The organism is Herbaspirillum sp. 1173, from assembly GCF_031455335.1.
Classification (GTDB): domain Bacteria; phylum Pseudomonadota; class Gammaproteobacteria; order Burkholderiales; family Burkholderiaceae_D; genus Herbaspirillum; species Herbaspirillum huttiense.
Genome location: NZ_JAVDSP010000001.1, coordinates 1,433,391 through 1,454,681, shown reverse-complemented (window position 1 = coordinate 1,454,681; position 21,291 = coordinate 1,433,391). Strand labels below are relative to the sequence as shown.

The window sequence follows — 21,291 nt, the reverse complement described above, 5'->3', positions numbered from 1 at the left end:
TCTGGCCCATTTCTAGCGCTTGCTGCCCCGCTTGCCGGTCTGCAGCAGTTCGCGCATTGCCTGCAAAGGCAGTTCGCGGCTGCGGCCCCGGCGCAGCACCAGGGAAAACTGCGACTGGTAGCCAAACTCGGAAGGCAGCAAGACCTTCAGCCGTCCCTGCTCGACCCAGGACTGCGCATAGTGCTCCGGCAGATAACCGATATAGCGGCCCGAGAGGATCAGGATCAACTGCGCTTCCATGCTTTCCACCGTGGCCACGCTGCGCTTGAAACCGTGCCGGCTCAGCTCGGTCTGGCTCCAGTAACTGCGGCTGACCACGCTCATTTCCGAGACGGCCGAGGCGCGCAGGTTGCGCTGCTGGAAGCAGGGGTGCCGGTCGCTGCAATACAGCCACTGCTGCTCGCGGTAGAGCGGCTGATAGATCAGGCCATTGGCCTTGGCGGGGAAAAAGCCCACCGCGATGTCGAGTTCATTGTCCAGCAAGCCCTTCTGCAGTTCGTAGGGGCTGCGGATGAGCAGGTTCAGGTGCATGCCCGGAAACTTGCTGGAAAACATCCCGATCGCCTCCGCCATGGGCAGGGAAGGATCGGTGACCGTCGTATCGAGCACGCCTATCTTCAGCGTACCGCCCAGTTCGCCCTTGAGCGACTGGGTATAGCGCTCGAAACTGTCTACCTCACCCAAGACGCGCAGCGTTTCCGACAGCAGCAGTTCCCCCTTGTCAGTGAGCGCGAAACCACCTCGTCCACGCCGGCAGACGGTAAAGCCGACATCGCTCTCCAGCTGGGCCATGTAGGTGCTGATGGCCGAGGTCGTCAGGTTCAGCTCCTGCTGGGCCCGGGCGAATCCCTGGTGGCGGACCACTGCGGCGAATATGCGCAGCAACTTGAAATCGATGCCTGGGGTCATGGATAAATCGTCTTTGCATGGAGGAGGGCGCGCGTTCAGTGCCCGAAATCAGTTTCGAATTTTAACAACTTATTATTTGAATACAGCTATCTTTTGATAACTATCGGCCATTGTATATTCGCTCCATCGCAGCCTGATGTTGCTGCCAGAACAAGGGTGATACGCAATGTCCAAAGTCTTCCACCAGCCCCAAAGCGGCAACGACATGCCGCGCTTTGCCGGCCGTTCGACCATGATGCGCCTGCCTGCGATGGACAGCGCCGAGGGCCTGGATGCTGCCTTCATCGGCGTGCCGCTCGATATCGGCACCTCCCTGCGCGCGGGGACCCGCTTCGGTCCGCGCCAGATCCGCGCGGAATCGGTGATGATCCGCCCCTACAACATGGCCACCGGTGCCGCGCCCTTCGATTCCCTGTCGGTGGCCGACATCGGCGACGTCGCCATCAATACCTACAATCTGCTCGAATCGGTCCGCGTCATCGAAGAGGCGTATAAGGAGCTGATGGCGCATCCGGTCATTCCGCTCACGCTGGGCGGCGACCACACCATCACGTTGCCTATCCTGCGCGCCATTGCACGCAAGCACGGCCCGGTCGGCCTGGTGCACGTCGATGCCCATACCGATACCAATGACGACATGTTCGGCGAGAAGATCGCCCATGGCACCACGTTCCGCCGCGCCGTGGAAGAGGGCTTGCTCGACTGCAAGCGGGTGGTGCAGATCGGACAGCGTGCGCAGGGCTACTCCAGCGGCGACTTCCAGTGGGGCGTGGACCAGGGTTTCCGCCTCGTGCAGGCCGAGCAATGCTGGCATCGCTCGCTGGCGCCGCTGATGGAAGAAGTACGCGCCCAAATCGGGACCGGTCCGGTTTACCTGAGCTTCGACATCGACGGCATCGACCCGGCCTGGGCACCCGGCACCGGCACCCCCGAAGTGGGCGGGCTGACTTCCATCCAGGCCCTGGAAATCGTGCGTGGCTGCCGTGGCATGAACCTCGTGGGCTGTGATCTGGTGGAGGTCTCGCCTCCCTATGACTTGAGCGGCAATACCTCGCAGCTGGGCGCGAACCTGCTCTACGAAATGCTGTGTGTGCTGCCCGGCGTGACCTACCGCTGAGAGGCCGGCCATGGAGCTGAAGATCTTTCGCAGCGGCTGGGGCATGCAAGAACCCTGGAGCCGCTGCGTGGCCGAACTGCGCGAGGCCGGCTGCAGCGGCCTGGAAGCGCGCCTGCCGATGGCGCTGCAGGAGCGGCGCGCATTGCGCGACCGCCTGCAGGCCGAGGCGCTGGATTACATCGCCATCGTCTTCAGTGGCGTGGACGTCGTTCCGCGCCAGGCCGACCGGCCGGAGGTGCATTTGCAGCACCTGGCGCGCGCCTTCGATGCGGCGGCGGAACTGCAGCCCCGTTTCGTGAACCTGCTGGCCGGCAACGACCGCTGGCCCTTGGCGGAACAAGTCGATTTCCTGGGGCGGGCGCAGGCCCTGGCTGATGATGCGGGCGTGCCTTGCAGCTTCGAGACCCATCGCGCCAGTTCGCTCTACAGTCCCTGGATCACGCTGGACATCGTGCGCCAGCTGCCCCGGCTGCGCTACACCGCCGACATCAGCCACTGGGTCGTGGTCTGCGAGCGCTTGCTGGATGACCCGCTGGATGACCTTACGCCCTTCCTTGAGCGTGTACACCATGTGCAGGCGCGCGTGGGCTATGCGCAGGGGCCGCAGGTCCCTGATCCGGCCGCACCCGAATACGCGCCCGAGCTGGCATTTCACCAGCGCATCTGGGAGACGGTCTGGTCCTTCCAGCACGCCAGCGGCTATGCCATCAGCACGCTCACGCCGGAATTCGGTCCGGACGGCTACCTGCATCTGCTGCCCTATACCCGCAGCCCCGTGGCCGACCTGTGGCAGCTCAATCGTTGGATGGCGCAGCAGGAGCGCGCGCATTTTGCACGCTGGTCGCAGCAGCACGGCATCGGTTCTTCGTCATCAACGCAGTCGCCTTCTACCGCAGGAGTTTGAACATGCACACCGGACAGCGCAATTTCACGGCCTTGCCCGTGATCGATATCAGCGGCCTTTATCGCGACGAGCCGGCACAGCGCCAGGCGGTTGCCGATCAGCTGGGAGCGGCGGCGCGCGAGGTCGGATTTTTCTACATCACCGGCCACGGGATCGATCCGCAGTTGATCGCCGGCCTGCGCGAGGCCAGCCGCGCGCTGTTTGCGCAGCCGATGCCGTGGAAGATGCGCTATTACATCGGCGATGCCTGGGGCCACAAGGGCTATGTGCCCGAGGGCGAAGAGGTCTATTCCAAGGGCCGGCCCGATCACAAGGAAGCCTTCGACATCGGTTTCGAGGTGCCGGATGACCACCCGCTGGTACTGGCCGGCACGCCCCTGATCGGCAACAACAAATGGCCCGAGCTACCGGGTTTCAAGGAGGCCGTCTCCCGTTATTACGAGGCGGTGTTCGCGCTTGGCCGCACCTTGTTCCGTGGCTTTGCCCTGGCGCTGGGCCAGCCCGAGGATGCCTTCGAGTCCCTGGTGACCTGTCCGCCCTCGAAGCTGCGCCTGATTCATTATCCGGTCGACCTGGAAGCGGTCGATGCGCCCGGCATCGGTGCCCACACGGATTACGAATGCTTCACCCTGCTGCTGGCCGATCAGCCCGGCCTGGAAGTGATGAACGACCAGGGCGCCTGGATCGACGCGCCACCCTGTTCGGTGGCCGGCGAGGAAGCCTTCGTCATCAATATCGGCGACATGCTCGAAGTGATGACCGCGGGCGCCTTCCCCGCCACGTCGCACCGCGTGCGCAAGGTGCAGCAGGAACGCTATTCCTTCCCGCTGTTTTTCGCCTGCGACTATCACACGCGCATCAGCCCCTTGCCGCAATTTGCCAGCGGATCTGAAGACGCGACCCGTTACGGTGAGCTGTCCATCGGAGAACACATGTATGCGCAGGCTCAGCAGACTTATACCTACCTCAAGCGCAAGGTGGAAGCAGGCGAGTTGGCGATGTCTGCGGACGCATTGAAGCCCGGCAGTTTTGGTTATACCCGGCCCCGGACGACGGCCGGTCATTGAGATCTCGTCCACATTTCTTTTTTAGCCCGCTTACAGAAGGAGTTCCGCGCCATGACCCACACCGCCCGCCGCATTTCGTTCAAGCGCAACCTGCTCACGCTGGCCCTGTCAGCCTTGCTGCCGGTAGCAGCGTCCGCGCAGACCATGGTCCCCGGCCAGCTCAAGGTCGGCATGGAAATCACCTATCCCCCTTTTGAATCCTGGCAGGGCGACAAGGTCGTCGGTTTCGATCCGGACATCGCCGAGATGCTGGGCCGGGAATTGAAGCTCAAGCCTTCCTTCATCGATACCAAGTTCCCCAGCCTGATCCTGGGCCTGGGCGGTGGTCAGTTCGATGCGATCATTTCCGGTATGTACATCACGCCCGAGCGCACTGCTCAGGCTGATGCCATTGCCTACGGCAAGACCGGTGCGGCCATCATGGTGGCCAAGGATGGCGGCGTCATGCCCAAGAGCGAAAACGACCTGTGTGGCCTCAAGGTCGGCCTGCAAGCAGGGACCAGCTGGGTCAACGCCTTGAAGAAACTCTCGGCCGAATACTGTGTGCCCCAGGGCAAGCCGGCCGTGGCCGTGAGCGAATTCCCGACCGCGCCGGAAGCCTCGCAGGCCCTGCTGTCGAAGAACATCCAGGCCCAGATGGAAATCGCCGGTGCCGCCAAGATGCTGGCCGAGCGCAGCAAGGGCCGCATCGTCATCAGTTCGCCGGCCCTGGTGTATCCGCAGACGCTGGGCATCTACGTCAAGAAGGGTAATACCGCCTTGTATCAGGCTTTGCAGAAAGCGCTGGCGGCAGGACAGGCCAGCGGGGAATACGCGGCCCTCATCAAGAAATACGATCTTGAGCCTGTAGCAGTCGCCAAGTAACGTCGACCTTGAACCACCGGGAGCCCTCGCATGGCATTGGATTGGTCGTATTTCTGGTCCCTCTTTTCAATGGGGATCTTCTGGCGCGCGTGTCTCACGGTGGTCGAACTGGGTTCGCTGGTGTGGGTACTGGGCATGGTGCTGGGCTTCTTGCTGGCCTGCGCCCGTACCTCCGGCACGCGCTGGATCAATTGGGCCGCCGGGCTGTATATCTGGCTGTTCCGCAGCCTGCCGCTGCTGGTCGTGGTGGTGGTGGTCTTCAACCTGCCGCAAATTTTTCCGCTGACCCGCGCCGTTGTCGGTGATCCCTTCTTTGCCGGGCTGGTGGCCATGGTGCTGACCGAGGCGGCCTACATGGCGGAAATTCATCGCAGCGGCCTGCAGTCGGTTGCACGCGGACAGCGCGAAGCAGGGCGAGCACTGGCGTTGAGCCGCCTGGGCACGATGCGGTTGATCGTCATGCCGCAGGCCTTCCGCATTGCCTTGCCCACTCTCATCAACGAATACGTCACCATCATCAAGCTCACGTCGCTGGTGTCGGTGATCTCCTTGCCGGAGTTGCTGATGACGGGCCTGCGCCTGTATTCGCAGAATTTCCTGGTGATGGAAACCCTGCTTGGCGTGGCCGTGTATTACGTGCTGCTGGTGACTCTCTTCAGCACGCTATTGGGCTGGCTGGAGCGGCGCCTGGATCTCCAGAAGCGCCATCCCGCAACCCTCAGTGAGGACCAGTGCAGCGCCTTGCGCAGCCATCTCGGCAAACCGCCTGTCGCACCGGCAGTGCCCCAGGCGGCAGGGCAGCCGAGTGCACTGGAGCTGATCGGCATCCATAAAGCCTATGGTGCGCATGAGGTGCTCAAGGGCGTGAACCTGAGCGTGAGGGCGGGCGAGGTGGTGTCCATCATCGGTCCTTCGGGCTCCGGCAAGACGTCGCTGATCCGCACCATCAATGCGCTGGAGAAGATCGACCAGGGTGAAATCATCCTCTTCGGCGAAGGCTATATCAGCGCCAACGCCTCGCTGGAGTCCAGCCTGGTACGCAATGGCATCGGCCGTATCGGCATGGTGTTCCAGGGTTTCAACCTGTTTCCGCACCTGAGCGTACTGGACAACGTGCTGCTGGCACCGCGCTACCACCGCCAGCCGGGCGAGCCGGCGCTGCGCCAGACCCGGGCCCTGCAATTGCTCGACAAGGTGGGCCTGCTGGCGCACCAGCACAAATACCCGCACCAGCTCTCCGGCGGCCAGCAGCAACGGGTGGCCATTGCCCGGGCGCTGGCCATGTCGCCTGACGTGATGCTGTTTGACGAACCGACCTCGGCACTGGACCCTGAACTGGTTGGCGAGGTCTTGAAGGTGATCCAGGAATTGGCGCAGGAGGGCATGACGATGGTGATCGTCACCCACGAGATGGACTTTGCGCTGACCATCTCCGACCGCGTGCTGTTCATGGAAAACGGCCGCGTGCAACTGGATGCTTCGCCCCGGCAGATCCGGGAGGCCACCGCAACCGACGCCGCTACCCTGCGCGTGCGCCGCTTCATGGGATTGGATGCTTGAGATGACTACGACACCCGATGAACTCGTCCTGCGCCGCGACCTGGCGGCCGCTTACCGGCTGGCCGCACTGTTCGGCTGGGATGACACGCTCTACACGCACTTTTCGGTGCGGCTGCCGCGTGCGGACAACGCGGCCCCCGAGGAGGACCGTTTCCTCATCAATCCTTTCGGGCTGATGTTTGACGAAGTGCGTGCCAGCGACCTGCTGGTGGTGGACCTGCAAGGCCGCGTGGTATCGGGCAAGGCCGACTACAACGTCGCCGGCTTCACCATCCACAGTGCCGTGCACATGGCGCGCGAGGATGCCCACTGCGTGCTGCATACCCACACGCTGCCCGGCATGGCCGTGGCAGCCTGCGAGCAGGGGCTGCTGCAGCTCAACCAGATCAGTACCGAGTTCCACCAGCGGGTCGGCGTGCATGCCTATGAGGGCGTGGCCTTCGATCTGGATGAACGTACACGCATCCAGCAATCGCTGGGCAACAACATCGCCTTGCTGTTGCGCCACCATGGCCTCTTGTCAGTGGGGGCCACGGTGGCCGATGCGTTTGCGATCATGTTCTACCTCAATCGCGCGTGCGAGATCCAGATGGCTGCCGCGCAAATGGCCACAGTCGCCGGACCGGTTACCGAGATTGCCGCGCACTTGAGCCAGCACGCCTGCGAGCAGCTGCAAAGCGTCGAACATGAGCGCCAGATCCTGTGGCAAGCCTGGCTGCGGCGCCTGGACCGACTGGATCCTTCCTACCGCGACTGAGGGCCACGCCATGCCGACCTTGTTGATTTGCAGCGCGACCGATGACCTCAGCGACCTGCACGCGGTGTTTCGTGAAGAGGCCGCGCGCCGCATGCCGGAGCTGCAAGTGCGGCTGTGGCCGGACCTGCCCGATGCGGGCGATGTGGAGGCGGTCGCCGGCTGGTATCCGCCGGCCGGGGTCATCGAGCGCTTGCCCAATCTGCGCCTGATTTCTTCCATTGCAGCCGGAGTCGATCATGTGCTCGGCGCTGCGCGGGCTCACCCTCTTGTGCCGGTGTGCCGCATCGTTGATCCCGCGCTGGCGGCAGGAATGGCCGAGTACGTCTTGTGGGCCGTGCTGTATTACCACCGCGCGCTGGACCAGGCGCTGCAGCAGCAGGTACAGCGCGTGTGGAAGATCCCGACGCAAAAGCCGGCGCATCAGACCCATGTCGGCCTGATGGGGCTGGGTGCTCTGGGGAGCCATCTGGCCGGGGTGTTGCGAGGCCAGGGTTTCACTGTCAGTGGCTGGTCGCGTTCCGTGCATCACATCGATGGGGTTAGCACCTGTGCCGGTGACGATGCGCTTCATGCATTCCTGCAGGCACCCGATATCGTGGTCTGCCTCTTGCCGCTGACCGATGCCACCCGCAAGCTGCTGGGGCGCGACGTATTTGCGGCGATGAAGCCGGGTGCAGCGCTGGTGCATTGCGGCCGGGGAGAGCATCTGGTGGAGGAGGACCTGCTGGAAGCACTGGACCGGCAGCATTTGCGCGGGGCCGTGTTGGATGTCTTTGCGCAGGAACCGTTGCCCGCATCCAACGCGTTGTGGTCGCACCCGCGCGTGGTGGTTACGCCGCATATGGCGTCGAGTGCGCAGCCTGAGGTGATCGTCGGACAGATTCTGGACAATTTGCAGCGGGTACGCAGCGGGCAGCCTGTGCTGAATGGTGTTGATCGCGGTCTGGGGTATTAGGGCCTACCGGAAAGCTGCCTCACCTGAATACGTGAACATGCAGTCCATGGGCCGGCCTGCGCCCATGGACCCGGCAACATCACTCAGGGTTGCGGAATCAATTGCGGCGACACCTGTTGCGCATGAGCCGCAAACAGGTGTTCGGCATCCAGTGGTAGCAGATAGCCTTCCTGCACCAACTTGTCGCCAGCGGCCTTGATCTGCGCGGCATAGTCTGCCCGGCCATGGTAGCGCTGGTCGAGTGCAGGCCGGGGATCACTGCTGCTCCTGCTCGCACCACTCACGGCGAAAGGAATTGCGCTGCCCAGCGAAGAGCAGGTTTCCCCTTGCGCGTGGCCGCCGGCGCGCAGGTTCCATCCCGTGTAAGTAGCCAGTGGTACTGCCACTTCCGGCTGGGCGATGCCGCCCAGCTCATTGCCATCGGCATCAACCTTGGGCACCAGAATGCGGTAGGGCCGCGTGACATCCACGACCGGGATGGCGTTGCGATAATCGGTGACGGCCAGCGGATTGTGGATGCCGCTGTAGGCCAACTGCAGTGGGGTTGGCGTGACTGTCCCCGAGGAGTCGGCCAGTGGTACCAGTACGTTGTCCAGTGCAGGGAAACCAATCGAGGCCTGGTCCGGCGTGACCGCCGTGCCGCTGGCCACCGTGGGGTAGCGCGAGGGTGGCGGCAACCGGTCTTTCGCCAGCCAGTTTTCCATCGCCGGAATCATGGCGCGCAGCACGGGAGCCTGCGTTACGGGGCTGGCCGGGAACTGGCACATGCTGTCCTTGCCGTTCCGCTTCACCACGCCATTCCTGATGCCGGCTCCGCCCGCGTGCTGGGTGCCTGAGATCAGGTAATAGCGCACGTTGTCCGGCAAGATCAGATCCTTGCCCGCGCCGTCGGTCACCACCAGTGCACCGCGTCCTCCCCACCATTCAAAGCTGCCATCGATCTGCATGATCTTCGGGCAAGTGGCGCTGGCAGTGCATCGCTTGAGCAAGCCATCGGTGACGCCACTGACGGGATCTTTCATCACGTTGTAGGCGAAGGGAAACTGGTCGCCCGGCATCCAGTGTTCTTCATGGCCCTTGGACCAGCGGCCTGGCTGGGAAAAGCGTTCATTGATCCAGGTGCGGCGTCCGCCCGGGATGATGGCCATCATGCCGTCGAAGACCTTGTTGCCCTGCGCATTCTTGTTGAATCCCATGTAGAGGAAGTCGCGCATGAAGCGGCCCGACTGTGAAATACCTTCACCGATAGTCAAGTCAACATTGCGCTTGTCGCGCGCCGTGCAGGACTGTTGTTCGACGCAGGCGGCGTTCTTCATATCGTTGAGGGGATTGGCCGTGCCTCTGGCATCGGCAGGCGCATCGCGCAGGAAGCTCACCAGGTCGCGGACCGCGGCAAAGCCGATCGCCATCACCTTGGGATGGGCGGCGGGATAGACGAAGCTGTAGATGCTGCCCTGGTCGGCGGGCACGGTCCCGCCTGCGGGGCCGGGGACTGCAGCGGGCGGAGTGAAGACCACGTTCACGCTGCCGTCCGCCTTGGGTTCGTAATGCCAGTCGGTCACCGGCGCAGAAGGAGCCTGGTAATCCTGCTGGCCCTGCGCATTGCGCCAGGTCTGGCGCACGGTGAAACTCACTTGCGATTTGTCGCGCAGGGAGGCAGGTGCGTACGAGAGTTTGAATTCGTTGTTTCCCTGATGGAAGTCGGGGATGTATTCTTCGCGGCTCAGACCGGTGATGGCGGAACCATCCTTGTTCGTGACCACCGGGAATTGTGTGCCCAGTGCGCCGTCGATGGCCGCGCCCGATTGCTTCAGATCACCCTGCCATCCACTCCAGACGATGGTGTAGCCGGCGCGCAGCAGGGAAGGGTAGGTGTCGCCGGGAGCCGGGCCGTTGCGCAGGGATTTGCCGCCGATGAAGAATTCCTCGGCCAGCTTGCGGCCACGATTGGCCACGTCATAGAAGAGCACGCGACGTGCCTGGGTCGCCGACTTCGGACGCAGGATCACGAAGTCGGTCGTGTAGGAAACGTAGCCATGGGCGTCTCTGGGGGCCTTGTCGAGATCGGTGATGCTGGCATTGTCCGGGTGAAGCGGATTGAGCTTGCCGTGCACGACGCCCGAGATCAACTGGTAGGGGCCGGCCGCACCGGCTGGCGTTGCGCCACCGAAGGCATCGGCGGTCTGGGTGATTTCAAGCTGGTCGATGTAGCCGGACGGCCTGGCAGGTGAGTTGGCGGCGAGCGTCTGTCCCGTGGCTGCCGTGCCAGCGACGAGGGCCAGCAAGGTGAGGGTGGTTTTCATGGTCTCCGTGATTTTGTGGGAACGAGGAAGACCAAGCCTACCGCAAACTGGGATGACGGGTTTTTATCGCTAGCGTCACCTTCGGTGATTTCATCTTTATGGAATACAGACTCAAGGGAAAGATGATTGATCAGTTCTGTGAGTGACGTCGCCGATAAGTTTTCTGCTGGTGACGCGAGAGAAGTTGAGTGCGTATCGAGCTGAGCAATAGTTTTGTGCAAACAGGTGTACGCGCCGTGCAATGGCAGGTCCTTGATACCCGGAAGCGAAAGCATTTGAAGACGCCGGTTACACTATTGCAATGAGCTTCGGCGCAGTCTTTGGTAATCCAAGGAGCTTGATGAGTGTCAGTATCGGGACAGCTTGATTGTCACTTCTGGACGCGTAAAAAATGGGGATGTGGTGACATGGTAAAGCGACCTCAGAGGCAGAAGTCTGATGGCCGCTGAATAGAGTGCTGCTTAACCGGCAGCGATATAAAGATGAAATTTACCAATTGGATCAAAAATAAGTCATCCCTGATTTCAGGGATGCATGATCGCGGCTATAGATTATGTGCGTCCGATGATGAAAATCAGTGTATTTTCTATCCGGAGATCAGGCTAAAAATTTTTCCAAGAAAAACGCTTTCGCAATGGGATGAGAGCACCTTTCGAAGCGCAATAATTTTATGCTCACGAGATGTGGCTGAAGAATTTCGTGAAAAAGATTTGTGGCTTGATGAGATGCCAGGTTTGGAAGGGAATTCGATTGGGGTATTGTCCGTGGAGCTGCTATGGCTGCGTTGGAACAACAACCCGGACTTGATGCAAAACTACCGCGATGATTATCGGAAATCATTTGAATCTGGATGCATGAGATTTTTTGAAGACTTGGATACATTCGGAATTCCATTCATTTCTTCGCTATCGAGGCCTGATCAATTGGCGAATGCCCTCGAAAATATTGATGAATATCCGGCTAACATAATGCAGGGGGGAAAGCCGAGATCGGCTGATCCATTTATCTATTCGGCTATTTTGTCCATGCGCAATGGTGAAATCGCTCAGGCGAAAGAGGCCCTGAAAAAAGGTGAGCTGAAATATGCATGTGTTAACCCCGATATCGAATGGCAGCACAGACGATCCTTAAATTACAAAGAGAGAATGCGTCGAATTTTGCGAACGTAAGGAAATAGGCTGTGCCGCTCGATTGGCAGCGACATGGCTTTCATTCGAAAAAGCGGCATGACGCGTGTTTTCCGTGCTGGAATTAAAAGCTCCCTCGGGAGCAGATCTTGAGAAGACGTTCCTCAGGCGCAGAAAATATAGCTGAAACGGAATATTGCCCGGCTAGCATCGTGCAGATACAGCCACCCGGATTTCCAGGAATGCGAACACATGAACATGTTTGATCAACGACTTATCACTCTGATTCGTCAGCTCATTTCATGGCTAGTCGCGGGTGATTACGAAGCGGCCCAGCGCCGTTCACGTGGTATTCGCCTTTCCGCCGACCTGATGCGTGATGCTGTCTTGAGATACGGTGGGACGTTGGTTATTCCGCCCGACACTGCATTCGCCGGTATCGATGCGATTGAAGTCAGGAATGCCGCTAGCCCAACCTGGTCTGTTCGCTTTGATCTTTGGACGGCTGAGGAGGGCCGGTCTGACCTCTCGTTGGAATGCACGTTAATCGACCGCGGTGCAGGGCGTATTGATTTGGAGATTGATAATTTGCACTCGCTTTGAGCTTGATCCTGCCGCGAGACACAAGATGAGATGGAGTTAGCCGTCGAGTAACTGGATGTCGCTCCCTACAATGCCTTGACCAATAGCTGTCGAGATTTTACTGCAGCGCAGTTCAACTATATAAAGCAGAGATTCTTCGGGCTCGCTCCGAGGGACGCGATTCCAAATTTTAGGCGGTCGATATGCAACATTCTCTTTGCCGATTGGTTTTCCTGATGGTCTTATTTTTCATATTGCCGGGATGCGATGGAGAGAGTCCCTTGAAAGAACTGCCATCACAGGTGATCCTGGAATCATATGCGCCCAACGGAGAATTGATTTCGAAGCGCATACTCCCGATGGATGATGCTGTTTATCTGAACTTAATTTCTTTTTTTGAGATGCAGCGTGTCGGCTGGAAGGTCAATGTCACTTCATATAAGACAGCACCCTTCATTCTGAGAGCCAACAACACTATTATTCGTTGCTATCAAGACTTGATGGTTATTGATACTGTTGACTCTGGTAGCTCGAAGTCTGTTAAAAAGGTTGTGCCAGGCTTGTTACTAAAACTTAGCTTGCGTGTGGAATAGTCCGGGCTAAACAAGATAACTCGTTAGAAAGTAGCTATGCATATTCGTGCATTTGTAGAAATATTTGGGCTTGGTGCCCACGGAGGACCTCGGTCACGTCCCGCGACCCCGTCCGGCCTTGCAAGGCGCGCAGGCGCCTTGCTCGTGGACCCCAAAATACAAAAGGCCGACTGACTTTCGTCAATCGACCTTTTCTATTTTGGTGCCCACGGAGGGACTCGAACCCCCACACCTCGCGGCACATGGACCTGAACCATGCGCGTCTACCAATTCCGCCACGTGGGCCTTCTGCAAATGCGTTCAAACTGCATTGCTTGAAAGAGGCTGCATTCTAAGGGCAAACTTTTAAGTTGTCACCTGTTTTTTTAAGTTTTTTATTCTTAAAAAACTAAGTAAAAAAAGACTGCTCAAGAATGAAGCGAGCTACTAAAAACTAACAATTTGAAGAGATAGTTTTCAAAGAAACCATCAGCAAGTAAAACTATTTTCCAATCCAAGAAACGCAAAAGGCCGGTTGATTTTCATCAACCGACCTTTTATGTCTGGTGCCCACGGAGGGACTCGAACCCCCACACCTCGCGGCACATGGACCTGAACCATGCGCGTCTACCAATTCCGCCACGTGGGCCTTCTGGCATCAGCGGTGACTTGCTGTGCTTGAAAGAGGCTGCATATTAAGGCCTATCAGGCTGATGGTCAACACCTAATTGAGAAATTTTTTATTATTTTTTCTCCAGCCCCGTCACATGCAACAGATCAAGCGCATCAGCCCCCCAGATAAGCCTCCACCACCTTCGGATTGCCCAGCAGATTCGCACCGCTATCCTCCAGCACGATCTTGCCCGTCTCCAGCACATAGCCGCGTTGCGCAATGCGCAGCGCCTGGCGCACGTTCTGTTCCACCAGCAGCACCGTCATGCCGGTCTTGTTGATCTCCTGCACGATGCGGAAGATTTCCTGGATGATCAACGGGGCCAGCCCCATCGACGGTTCATCCAGCAACAAGACCTTGGGCTTGGCCATCAGCGCACGGCCAATGGCCAGCATCTGCTGCTCACCACCCGAGAGATTGCCCGCCAGTCCGGCCGCACGGTTCTTCAAGACCGGGAAGAGGGAATACACCCACTCCAGATCACGCGCCACGCCGTCCTTGTCCTTGCGCGTATAAGCGCCCAGGGCCAGGTTCTCTTCGACGGTCAGCGTGGTCAGCGTGGCGCGGCCTTCGGCCACCTGCACCACGCCGGATTCGACGATGCGGTGCGGCGACATCTGCAGCAGATCCTGCCCGTTGAGCAGCACACGGCCACGCTGCGCCTTCACCAGGCCGGAGATGGCCAGCAGCGACGTGCTCTTGCCGGCACCATTGGCACCGACCAGCGCGGTGATCTCGCCTTCGTTCAGGGACAGGCTGATGCCCTTGACCGCTTCAATGTGGCCATAGGCCACCGCCAGGTCCTCGACCTGCAGAATGGGTTGCTTGTTGCCGCTGGCGCTCATGCTTCTTCCTTGCCGAGATAGGCCTCGATCACTTCCTGGTTGTTCTTGATCTGGTCCGGGGTGCCCTCGGCGATGATCTTGCCGAAGTTCAGCACCGCGATGCGCTCGCACAGGCCCATGACGAAACGCATGTCATGCTCGATCATGAAGATGGTGAAACCGCGCGCCTTGATGTTGACGATCTCGCTCATCAGCTCGGTCTTCTCGGCCGGGTTCATGCCGGCCACCGGCTCGTCCAGCAACAGCAGCTTGGGCTTGGTCGCCAGCGCACGCGCGAACTCCAGCTTGCGCTGCTCGCCATAGGACAGACTGTCGGCCAGCATGTGCGCCTTGTGATCCAGGCGCACCCAGGACAGCAGTTCCAGTGCACGTTCGCGCGCTTCCTGCTCGGCCTTGCGGAAGCCGCCGAGGTTGAAAAGCATGCTGGCCACGCCATAGTTCAGGTGCTCGTGCATGCCGACCACCACGTTCTCCAGCAACGTCATTTCCTTGAACACGCGGATGTTCTGGAAGGTGCGGGCAATGCCGCGCTCGGTGATCTTGTGCGGGGCGACGGCACCGATGTCGTCGTCATTGAAACGGATGCTGCCGGAGGAGGCGCGCAGCAGGCCCGTGATGAGGTTGAAGACCGTGGTCTTGCCGGCACCGTTGGGGCCGATCAGGCCGAAGATCTCGCCTTCCTTGACGTTGAAGTTCACACCCTGCAGCACTTGCAGGCCGCCGAAGTTCTTGCTGATGTCGTTCAGTTGTAAAAGCATTACTTCACCTTCTTCTCAGCGTTGCGGCCCAGGAAGGCGCGGATGCGGCGCGGGTCCCAGATGCCCTTGGGCAGGTACAGCACCACCAGGATCAGGATCAGGCCATTGATGGCCAGGCGGAAGTCCTTGAAATGACGCAGCACTTCCGGCAGCAGCGAAAGAATCGTCGAGCCGATCATCGGACCGATCAGGTTGCTGGTGCCACCGAAGACGGCCATGGTCAGGATGTCGACCGCGTTCTCGAAACCATAGTTGTTGGGGCCGATGGTGAAGGTGAAGTGCGCGTTGAGGCCACCGGCCACACCCGCAATGGCAGCACCGATGACGAAGGCCAAGAGCTTGTAGCCGGCCACGTTCACGCCCATCAGGCGCGCTGCGACTTCATCTTCCTTGATGGCTTCGAAGGCGCGGCCGGTCTTGGAGCGGCGCAGGCGGGCCAGCGCATAGATCGTCACGCCCAGCAGCAGCACGATGTGCCACCACTCGGTGATCGGCGGGACGCCATTGAGGCCCATCGGGCCGCCGGTGATCTCCAGGTTGAGGACGATCACGCGGACCACTTCGCCAAAGCCCAGCGTGGCCATGGCCAGATATACGCCCGACAGACGCAGTGTCGGGATGCCGATCACCAGCGCCACCAGCGAGGGCAGCACGCCGCCGGCGGCCAGCGCGATGGGGAAGGGCATGTCGAACTGCATCGTCAACAGCGACGCGGTGTAAGCACCGATGCCCATGAAGGCCGCATTGGCCAGCGACAGCAGGCCGCAGGACAGGGTGACGTAGATCGAGAGTGCCAGCATGGCGTTGACGCCGATGCTGAAAATGACTGTGTTGTAGGTGGCCCAGAAGCCATCCCACCATTCCATGAAGCCCATCTTATGCCTTCCTTTCCAGCACTTTGCCAAACATGCCGGAGGGTTTTACCAGCAGGATCAGGAACAGGAGGCCGAACGCCACCGCATCGCGGAAGTCGCTGGAGATATAGGCCACCGTCAGCACCTCGGCAAAGCCGAGGAAGAGGCCGCCGATCATGGCGCCACGGATATCGCCCATGCCACCCAGAATGATGACGGCGATGCCCTTGTGCAGCATCGGCTGCCCCATGAAGGGCGAGATCGCATTGAAGGACACGCCCACCAGCACGCCGGCCGCACCACCCAGTGCCGCTGCAGCGAAGGAGGTCAGCAGGAACAGGCCTTCGACGTTGATGCCCAGCAGGTAAGCCGCCTTGGGCGACTCGGCGATGGCGCGCAGCGCGCGGCCGAGCTGGGTCTTGCGCATCACGCCCAGCAGCACCACCATCAGCACGAAGGCGATCACGATGATCGCCACCTGCACGGCGGTGATGTGCAGGTTGCCCAGGCTCACGCTGTCTTCAGGGATGGTGCCCTGGGGGAAGCGCTTGTTCTCGGCACCGAAGATGCCCTGCGAGATGTTGGTGATCATGATGGCCACGCCAATGGTGGCGATCATGGGGATCAGGTGGGGCGCATTTCGTTTGCGCAGTGGCTTCAGGACCAGCACGTCGATGATGAGGCCGAGGGTGCCGGTGGCCACCATGGCCAGCAGCAGCGCCACCCACAGGGGCAGGGCCATCTGCTCCACCAGCAGCAGGGCGGCATAGCTGCCCAGCATGAAGATGGCGCCGTGCGAAAGATTGATCACGCCCAGAACGCCAAAGACCAGCGTGAATCCGAGCGCGAAGAGCGCGTACACGCTGCCCAGCGAAAGGGCATTGATGAGCTGTTGTTCTAACATTGGAACCTGCGATAGGTGATGGGAGACCTTGCGCCGCGCCGGCAAATTTGCACGACTGTGCATGCTGCGCGGGGCCCTCCCTCGTTGCGTCGTAGTGCCGGGTTCAACTCGCCCGCGTCATGCGGCAGTTGGTGGTTCCCCGTTCCGGCCTGGCGATTTGCTTCATATCCCCTCCCAGGCGGGCAGCCGGCGGCTGTTGCCGGCTGCGCCCGGGTGAGCGTCGCTTGCGGGTGGCTTGCCGGTTGCCCGGCAGGCCACCCAGCCTGCGTCACACGGCGTGCTTACTTCAGCAGGACGAACTTGCCGCCCTTGGCGATGTTGACGATGGCTTCCTGGTCCGCATCGAAGCCGACCTGCTTGCCTGCCACCGCCGGAGCTGCACGGAAGGCGAACTTGCCGGTAGCGCCGTCGATCTTGACTGCCGGCAGTGCAGCGCGCACGGCGTCACGGTCCTTGGCCAGGTTGCCGGAGAGCTTCACGCTCTTGATCGCATCGGCCATGATGTACATGGCGTCATAGGCTTGCGCGGCGAACTGGTCGGGATCGGAACCGAACTTGGCCTTGTAGGCGGCAATGAATGCCTTGTTGGCCGGGGTCTGGTTCTCGGCCGACCACGGGCTGCCCATCAGGGTGTTGTCACCGGCATCCTTGGCGATCTCGAACAGCTTGGGCGAGTTCAGGCCGTTGCCGCCGATGAAGGGCTGCTTCATGCCCAGCGCGCGGGTTTGCAGGATGATGTTGGCGGCTTCTTCCGCCAGGCAGGAGCAGACGATGGCGTCCGGGTTGCCGGCCTTGATCTTGGTCAGCTGGGCCTTGAAGTCGACGTCGCCCTTGGCATAGGCCTCGGTGGTGGTGACGGGGATCTTCTGCTGTTCCAGGGTGGCCTTGAAGACGTCATAGCCGGACTTGGTGAAGGCGTCGTCGTTGCCGTAGATCACGGCAACCTTCTTGATGCCGAAGTGCTTCACGGCCGCCTTGACGGTGACGGGCAGCACGTCGGCTTCCATCACGGAATTGCGGAAGGTGAAGGGACCCATGGCAGTGATGCCGTCAGCGGTATTGCTGGTGCCGAACACCACGACCTTGGCGGCGTTGGCGATCGGGTCGGCAGCGAAGGCCGAGTTCGACAGGGTGGGGCCGAAGACAGCCAGTACTTTGTCCTGGAAGATCAGCTTCTTGAAGACGTTGATGGCTTCTTCCTTCTTGCCTTGTTCGTCTTCGATCACCAGGGCCAGCTTGTCGCCGTTGACGCCGCCCTTGGCATTGATTTCTTCGGAAGCCAGCGTGAAGCCGTTCTTGATGGCCACGCCATATTTGGCAGCCGGGCCGGTCAGGGCTTCGGCCACGCCCAGCTTGATGTCGGCGGCTAGGGCGGCCGAGGACAGGGTGGCACCGATCAGCAGGGCCGGAATGGTCTTGAGCATGGTATTGAATTGCATCGAGTTCTCTCCTCAGTTAGATATTGTAGAAATCGTCCGCATCACGGAGCGCCGTGCGCAACAGCGCGGCGCGACGTCATGTGGCGATTCCTTCATCGAGGATGATGCAAAAGACGCCCGGGATGGCCGGGACTTGTGCTCCATCCTCTGAAGACCGTTGTGTGGTCTCTTTCGATACAGCCGCCACAGCATACCCGAAAAGGCAGGCTGCGCCAGCGATTACAACCCGCTGCAACGCGCCCGGGTAGGGCGCGCCACAGCGGCATGCGAATGTCGTCCGGCCAGCGGACGAGGGTGGTGCGAGATGGTACTTAGTTCAGTTCCTTGCGCAGTTGCGCAATGGCTGCACGCACCTGGTTGGGTGCGGTGCCGCCGATGTGGTCACGTGCGGCCACCGAGCCTTCGAGCGTCAACACGGCAAACACGTCTTCGCCGATCAGCCCGGAGAAGGCACGCAGGTCGTCCAGCGACAGGTCGGCCAGGTCGCAGCCCTTGTCCACGCAGGTCCGCACCGCATGCGCCACGGCTTCGTGGGCGTCGCGGAAGGGCAGGCCCTTCTTGACCAGGTAGTCGGCCAGGTCGGTCGCCGTGGCGTAGCCCTGCAGGGCGGCCGCGCGCATGGCTTCGGGCTTGACGCTGATGCCGCGCGCCATGTCGGCGAAGATGCGCAGGGTATCGGTGAGCGTGTCGACGGTGTCGAACAGCGGTTCCTTGTCTTCCTGGTTGTCCTTGTTGTAGGCCAGGGGCTGGCCCTTCATCAGGGTCAGCAGAGCGATCAGGTGGCCGTTGACGCGGCCGGTCTTGCCGCGTGCCAGTTCGGGGACGTCCGGGTTCTTCTTCTGCGGCATGATGGACGAGCCGGTGCAGAAGCGGTCGGCGATGTCGATGAAGCCCACGCGCGGGCTCATCCAGATCACCAGCTCTTCGGACATGCGCGAGATGTGCGTCATCACCAGCGCAGCAGCGGCGCAGAATTCGATGGCGAAGTCACGGTCCGAGACGGCGTCCAGCGAGTTGCGGCACACGTCGTCGAAGCCCAGGGTCTTGGCCACGCGCAGGCGGTCGATCGGGAAGGTGGTACCGGCCAGGGCAGCCGCGCCCAGCGGCAGGCGGTTGATGCGCTTGCGGGCGTCGATCATGCGTTCGGCATCGCGGCCGAACATCTCGACATACGCCAGCACGTGGTGGCCGAAGGTGATCGGCTGCGCCACCTGCATGTGGGTGAAGCCCGGCAGGATGGTGTCGGCGTGCTGCTCGGCCAGGTCCAGCAGGGCCAAGCGCAGATCGCGCAGCAGGCCGATGATGTCGTCGACCGCACCGCGCATGTAGAGGCGGATGTCGGTGGCCACCTGGTCGTTGCGCGAACGGCCGGTGTGCAGGCGCTTGCCGGCGTCGCCGACCAGTTCGGTCAGACGCTTTTCGATGTTCAGGTGGACGTCTTCCAGGTCCAGCAGCCATTCGAACTGGCCGGACTCGATTTCACCCTTGATCTGGGCCATGCCGCGCTGGATCTCGGCGTAATCGGCCGCGCTGATGATGCCCTGGTGGGCCAGCATCTCGGCATGCGCCAGCGAGCCCTGGATGTCGACCTGGGCCATGCGGTTGTCGAAGAACACCGATGCGGTATAGCGCTTGACGAGATCGGAGACGGGTTCAGAAAAGCGAGCCGACCAGGCTTCGCCCTTTTTAGCAAATTGGTCTGTCATATAGGGAATTCCGGAGAATGGGCGATTATAGCAAGCACAACTGCGCCAGGCCACGGCCATGCAGCCGGAAATGCTGCGGCACGCGGATTTTTCGCATTTCATCACCAGCCTGTCGCACGCTTTTTTCATCCGTTCCCAGCGGGTGGTTTGGAAAAGCTTTTCTCGACATCAAAGCAGGCGAAGTTTCCAGATGGCATCATTTTTGCTTGTTGTTTTTGCGCAAGCTCTGCTGAGACGCTAAAAAGCCGTGGGCTACTGACATTTGCTGACGCTATACTCAGGGTGCGATGACTGATCCGGGGGAAGTTCTGCAGGTTTCCGGAGAAGATCAGGGCTGCCAGCCACGGCGCAGCCAGGATGATGCCGGCACCGGCCGGTGTCGTGGGGGCATCGTCCAGCTGCACAATGCCAAGGGGGTGGTCCTGTCAAGCGCTCAAGCGAGATGTATGGGGGTCGTCTTACAGGAGAGAAGCATGAATTTGGAAGCACTGTTTCAGCAGCAAACTGCCTTGCCGAGCATTCCCAAGGTGGTGCAGGAAGTCATCGAAAGTTTCAACAACGAATCGGTCTCGATTGAAGAGATCGCCAAAAAGCTGGCCGCAGATCAGGTTCTGAGCGCGAAGATCCTGCGCCTGGCCAATTCATCCTATTACCACGTCTCGCGCACCATCGGCACCGTCGATGATGCGGTGCTGATGCTGGGGTTCATGACGGTTCGTACGCTGGTGGTGAGCACCGGCATGGCCGGCAGTTTCAAGAAGCTGCCCGGCGTGGACCTGAAGCTGTTCTGGCGCTACAGCCTCGATACGGCCATCGTCGCCAAGTGGCTGGCCAAGCAGAAGCAGGTCAAGCTCAATTCCGATTTTGCCTTCACGGTCGGCCTGATGCATGCCATCGGCCAGCTGGTGATGCACGCCGGCATGCCCGAACAGGCGTTGGAGGTCGACAAGGTCGCCGGTCCCCTGGATGCGCGCCGCCTGGATGTGGAGCGCCAGTCCTTCGGTTACGACTTTGCCGATGTGGGGGCCGAGCTGGCACGCCGCTGGCGTTTCCCGGACGAGTTCGCCAAGGTCATCAAGGCCTTCCCGCAGCCGCTCAAGGGCGAGTTCGATCCCTTCGCCGCGGTCGTCCATCTGGCCGCCTGGCGTGCCCGTGCCGAGGAAAACAAGTACTCGGCCGACGAACTGGAATCGACCTTCCCGACGGAAGTGGCCGCCAAGCTGGGGCTGAGCCTGTCCACCTTCACCGAGGACATGCCGCCGCTGGCCGAACTGGGCGAGGGCATGCAGGACCTGATCTCCTGAGCGGCCTGATCCGCCCCAACAGGGCAGGCCGGCGAGCGCCGAAGTACGGTGGTTTCCGGCCGATGTGAAGGAAAAGGACGTAAAAAACGAC

At 60.7% G+C, this 21,291-nt stretch carries 19 protein-coding genes and 2 tRNA genes; 11 read left to right on the top strand and 10 right to left on the bottom strand.

Going from position 1 to position 21,291, the window contains the following annotated elements:
- Positions 1-12: 12 nt before the first annotated feature.
- Positions 13-909, bottom strand: coding sequence for a LysR family transcriptional regulator (locus J2X56_RS06475; protein ID WP_121041869.1), 897 nt, complete (start codon positions 907-909; stop codon positions 13-15).
- 166 nt (positions 910-1,075) lie between these two features.
- Here J2X56_RS06475 and speB point away from each other — a divergent pair, with 166 nt between their 5' ends.
- From speB to J2X56_RS06440, 7 genes are read left to right on the top strand one after another with little or no spacing between them, the layout of a single operon-like run.
- Positions 1,076-2,026: an agmatinase gene (gene speB / locus J2X56_RS06470; RefSeq protein ID WP_121041867.1), complete on the top strand. Its 951-nt coding sequence runs from the start codon at positions 1,076-1,078 to the stop codon at positions 2,024-2,026.
- Between the two features lie 10 nt (positions 2,027-2,036).
- Complete coding sequence (locus J2X56_RS06465; RefSeq protein ID WP_121041865.1) at positions 2,037-2,930, top strand: sugar phosphate isomerase/epimerase; 894 nt, start codon at positions 2,037-2,039, stop codon at positions 2,928-2,930.
- A gap of 2 nt (positions 2,931-2,932) precedes the next feature.
- Positions 2,933-3,997, top strand: a complete 1,065-nt coding sequence (locus tag J2X56_RS06460) for an isopenicillin N synthase family oxygenase (RefSeq protein WP_121041863.1) — start codon at positions 2,933-2,935, stop codon at positions 3,995-3,997.
- Positions 3,998-4,048: 51 nt separating this feature from the next.
- Positions 4,049-4,861 carry an ABC transporter substrate-binding protein gene (locus tag J2X56_RS06455; RefSeq protein ID WP_121041861.1) on the top strand — a complete coding sequence of 271 codons (813 nt, stop codon included), beginning with the start codon at positions 4,049-4,051 and terminating at the stop codon, positions 4,859-4,861.
- 30 nt (positions 4,862-4,891) lie between these two features.
- Positions 4,892-6,421: an amino acid ABC transporter permease/ATP-binding protein gene (locus tag J2X56_RS06450; RefSeq protein ID WP_121041859.1), complete on the top strand. Its 1,530-nt coding sequence runs from the start codon at positions 4,892-4,894 to the stop codon at positions 6,419-6,421.
- A gap of 1 nt (position 6,422) precedes the next feature.
- Positions 6,423-7,178, top strand: a complete 756-nt coding sequence (locus J2X56_RS06445; protein ID WP_121041857.1) for a class II aldolase/adducin family protein — start codon at positions 6,423-6,425, stop codon at positions 7,176-7,178.
- A gap of 10 nt (positions 7,179-7,188) precedes the next feature.
- Complete coding sequence (locus J2X56_RS06440; RefSeq protein ID WP_158601258.1) at positions 7,189-8,133, top strand: glyoxylate/hydroxypyruvate reductase A; 945 nt, start codon at positions 7,189-7,191, stop codon at positions 8,131-8,133.
- A gap of 83 nt (positions 8,134-8,216) precedes the next feature.
- On the opposite strand, the gene J2X56_RS06435 is transcribed toward J2X56_RS06440, so the two are convergent.
- Complete coding sequence (locus tag J2X56_RS06435) at positions 8,217-10,436, bottom strand: alpha/beta hydrolase domain-containing protein (protein ID WP_310159001.1); 2,220 nt, start codon at positions 10,434-10,436, stop codon at positions 8,217-8,219.
- Between the two features lie 482 nt (positions 10,437-10,918).
- Here J2X56_RS06435 and J2X56_RS06430 point away from each other — a divergent pair, with 482 nt between their 5' ends.
- The 3 genes from J2X56_RS06430 (at position 10,919) to J2X56_RS06420 (ending at position 12,738) form a co-directional block, all read left to right on the top strand.
- A complete protein-coding gene (locus tag J2X56_RS06430; RefSeq protein ID WP_310158999.1) occupies positions 10,919-11,605 on the top strand; it encodes a hypothetical protein in 687 nt (228 codons plus the stop codon).
- 210 nt (positions 11,606-11,815) lie between these two features.
- Positions 11,816-12,166 (top strand): hypothetical protein, encoded by a 351-nt coding sequence (locus J2X56_RS06425; protein WP_310158996.1) that lies wholly within the window; start codon positions 11,816-11,818, stop codon positions 12,164-12,166.
- Positions 12,167-12,426: 260 nt separating this feature from the next.
- Complete coding sequence (locus J2X56_RS06420; protein WP_134040251.1) at positions 12,427-12,738, top strand: hypothetical protein; 312 nt, start codon at positions 12,427-12,429, stop codon at positions 12,736-12,738.
- 200 nt (positions 12,739-12,938) lie between these two features.
- Here the strand turns inward: J2X56_RS06420 and J2X56_RS06415 are convergent.
- The 8 genes from J2X56_RS06415 to argH all read right to left on the bottom strand — a co-directional run bounded on the left by J2X56_RS06415 (position 12,939) and on the right by argH (position 19,896).
- Positions 12,939-13,023, bottom strand: a tRNA-Leu gene (locus tag J2X56_RS06415).
- A gap of 258 nt (positions 13,024-13,281) precedes the next feature.
- Positions 13,282-13,366: transfer RNA gene (locus J2X56_RS06410), tRNA-Leu, on the bottom strand.
- A 137-nt stretch (positions 13,367-13,503) separates the two neighbouring features.
- On the bottom strand, positions 13,504-14,235 hold the full coding sequence (locus J2X56_RS06405; RefSeq protein ID WP_088753394.1) for an ABC transporter ATP-binding protein: 732 nt from the start codon (positions 14,233-14,235) through the stop codon (positions 13,504-13,506).
- Positions 14,232-14,993, bottom strand: a complete 762-nt coding sequence (locus J2X56_RS06400; RefSeq protein WP_121041850.1) for an ABC transporter ATP-binding protein — start codon at positions 14,991-14,993, stop codon at positions 14,232-14,234. Before J2X56_RS06400 ends, J2X56_RS06405 begins: the two co-directional genes overlap by 4 nt.
- Complete coding sequence (locus J2X56_RS06395; protein WP_034335500.1) at positions 14,993-15,868, bottom strand: branched-chain amino acid ABC transporter permease; 876 nt, start codon at positions 15,866-15,868, stop codon at positions 14,993-14,995. Before J2X56_RS06395 ends, J2X56_RS06400 begins: the two co-directional genes overlap by 1 nt.
- A gap of 1 nt (position 15,869) precedes the next feature.
- Positions 15,870-16,751, bottom strand: a complete 882-nt coding sequence (locus tag J2X56_RS06390; protein ID WP_034335502.1) for a branched-chain amino acid ABC transporter permease — start codon at positions 16,749-16,751, stop codon at positions 15,870-15,872.
- A 281-nt stretch (positions 16,752-17,032) separates the two neighbouring features.
- Positions 17,033-18,190 (bottom strand): ABC transporter substrate-binding protein, encoded by a 1,158-nt coding sequence (locus J2X56_RS06385; RefSeq protein WP_034335504.1) that lies wholly within the window; start codon positions 18,188-18,190, stop codon positions 17,033-17,035.
- A gap of 311 nt (positions 18,191-18,501) precedes the next feature.
- The gene (argH, locus tag J2X56_RS06380) at positions 18,502-19,896 is read right to left on the bottom strand and encodes an argininosuccinate lyase (RefSeq protein ID WP_121041846.1); all 1,395 of its coding nucleotides are present in this window, start codon (positions 19,894-19,896) and stop codon (positions 18,502-18,504) included.
- Between the two features lie 473 nt (positions 19,897-20,369).
- On the opposite strand from argH, the gene J2X56_RS06375 reads away from it, so the two are divergent.
- Complete coding sequence (locus J2X56_RS06375; RefSeq protein ID WP_134135966.1) at positions 20,370-21,200, top strand: HDOD domain-containing protein; 831 nt, start codon at positions 20,370-20,372, stop codon at positions 21,198-21,200.
- Positions 21,201-21,291: the final 91 nt, after the last annotated feature.

Excerpts from the sequence above, each read along its gene's own strand:
- J2X56_RS06475 (WP_121041869.1), bottom strand. The coding sequence starts at position 909 with ATGACCCCAGGCATCGATTTCAAGTTGCTGCGCATATTCGCCGCAGTG.
- speB (WP_121041867.1), top strand. The coding sequence starts at position 1,076 with ATGTCCAAAGTCTTCCACCAGCCCCAAAGCGGCAACGACATGCCGCGC.
- J2X56_RS06465 (WP_121041865.1), top strand. The coding sequence starts at position 2,037 with ATGGAGCTGAAGATCTTTCGCAGCGGCTGGGGCATGCAAGAACCCTGG.
- J2X56_RS06460 (WP_121041863.1), top strand. The coding sequence starts at position 2,933 with ATGCACACCGGACAGCGCAATTTCACGGCCTTGCCCGTGATCGATATC.
- J2X56_RS06455 (WP_121041861.1), top strand. The coding sequence starts at position 4,049 with ATGACCCACACCGCCCGCCGCATTTCGTTCAAGCGCAACCTGCTCACG.
- J2X56_RS06450 (WP_121041859.1), top strand. The coding sequence starts at position 4,892 with ATGGCATTGGATTGGTCGTATTTCTGGTCCCTCTTTTCAATGGGGATC.
- J2X56_RS06445 (WP_121041857.1), top strand. The coding sequence starts at position 6,423 with ATGACTACGACACCCGATGAACTCGTCCTGCGCCGCGACCTGGCGGCC.
- J2X56_RS06440 (WP_158601258.1), top strand. The coding sequence starts at position 7,189 with ATGCCGACCTTGTTGATTTGCAGCGCGACCGATGACCTCAGCGACCTG.
- J2X56_RS06435 (WP_310159001.1), bottom strand. The coding sequence starts at position 10,436 with ATGAAAACCACCCTCACCTTGCTGGCCCTCGTCGCTGGCACGGCAGCC.
- J2X56_RS06430 (WP_310158999.1), top strand. The coding sequence starts at position 10,919 with ATGAAATTTACCAATTGGATCAAAAATAAGTCATCCCTGATTTCAGGG.
- J2X56_RS06425 (WP_310158996.1), top strand. The coding sequence starts at position 11,816 with ATGAACATGTTTGATCAACGACTTATCACTCTGATTCGTCAGCTCATT.
- J2X56_RS06405 (WP_088753394.1), bottom strand. The coding sequence starts at position 14,235 with ATGAGCGCCAGCGGCAACAAGCAACCCATTCTGCAGGTCGAGGACCTG.
- J2X56_RS06400 (WP_121041850.1), bottom strand. The coding sequence starts at position 14,993 with ATGCTTTTACAACTGAACGACATCAGCAAGAACTTCGGCGGCCTGCAA.
- J2X56_RS06395 (WP_034335500.1), bottom strand. The coding sequence starts at position 15,868 with ATGGGCTTCATGGAATGGTGGGATGGCTTCTGGGCCACCTACAACACA.
- J2X56_RS06390 (WP_034335502.1), bottom strand. The coding sequence starts at position 16,751 with ATGTTAGAACAACAGCTCATCAATGCCCTTTCGCTGGGCAGCGTGTAC.
- J2X56_RS06385 (WP_034335504.1), bottom strand. The coding sequence starts at position 18,190 with ATGCAATTCAATACCATGCTCAAGACCATTCCGGCCCTGCTGATCGGT.
- argH (WP_121041846.1), bottom strand. The coding sequence starts at position 19,896 with ATGACAGACCAATTTGCTAAAAAGGGCGAAGCCTGGTCGGCTCGCTTT.
- J2X56_RS06375 (WP_134135966.1), top strand. The coding sequence starts at position 20,370 with ATGAATTTGGAAGCACTGTTTCAGCAGCAAACTGCCTTGCCGAGCATT.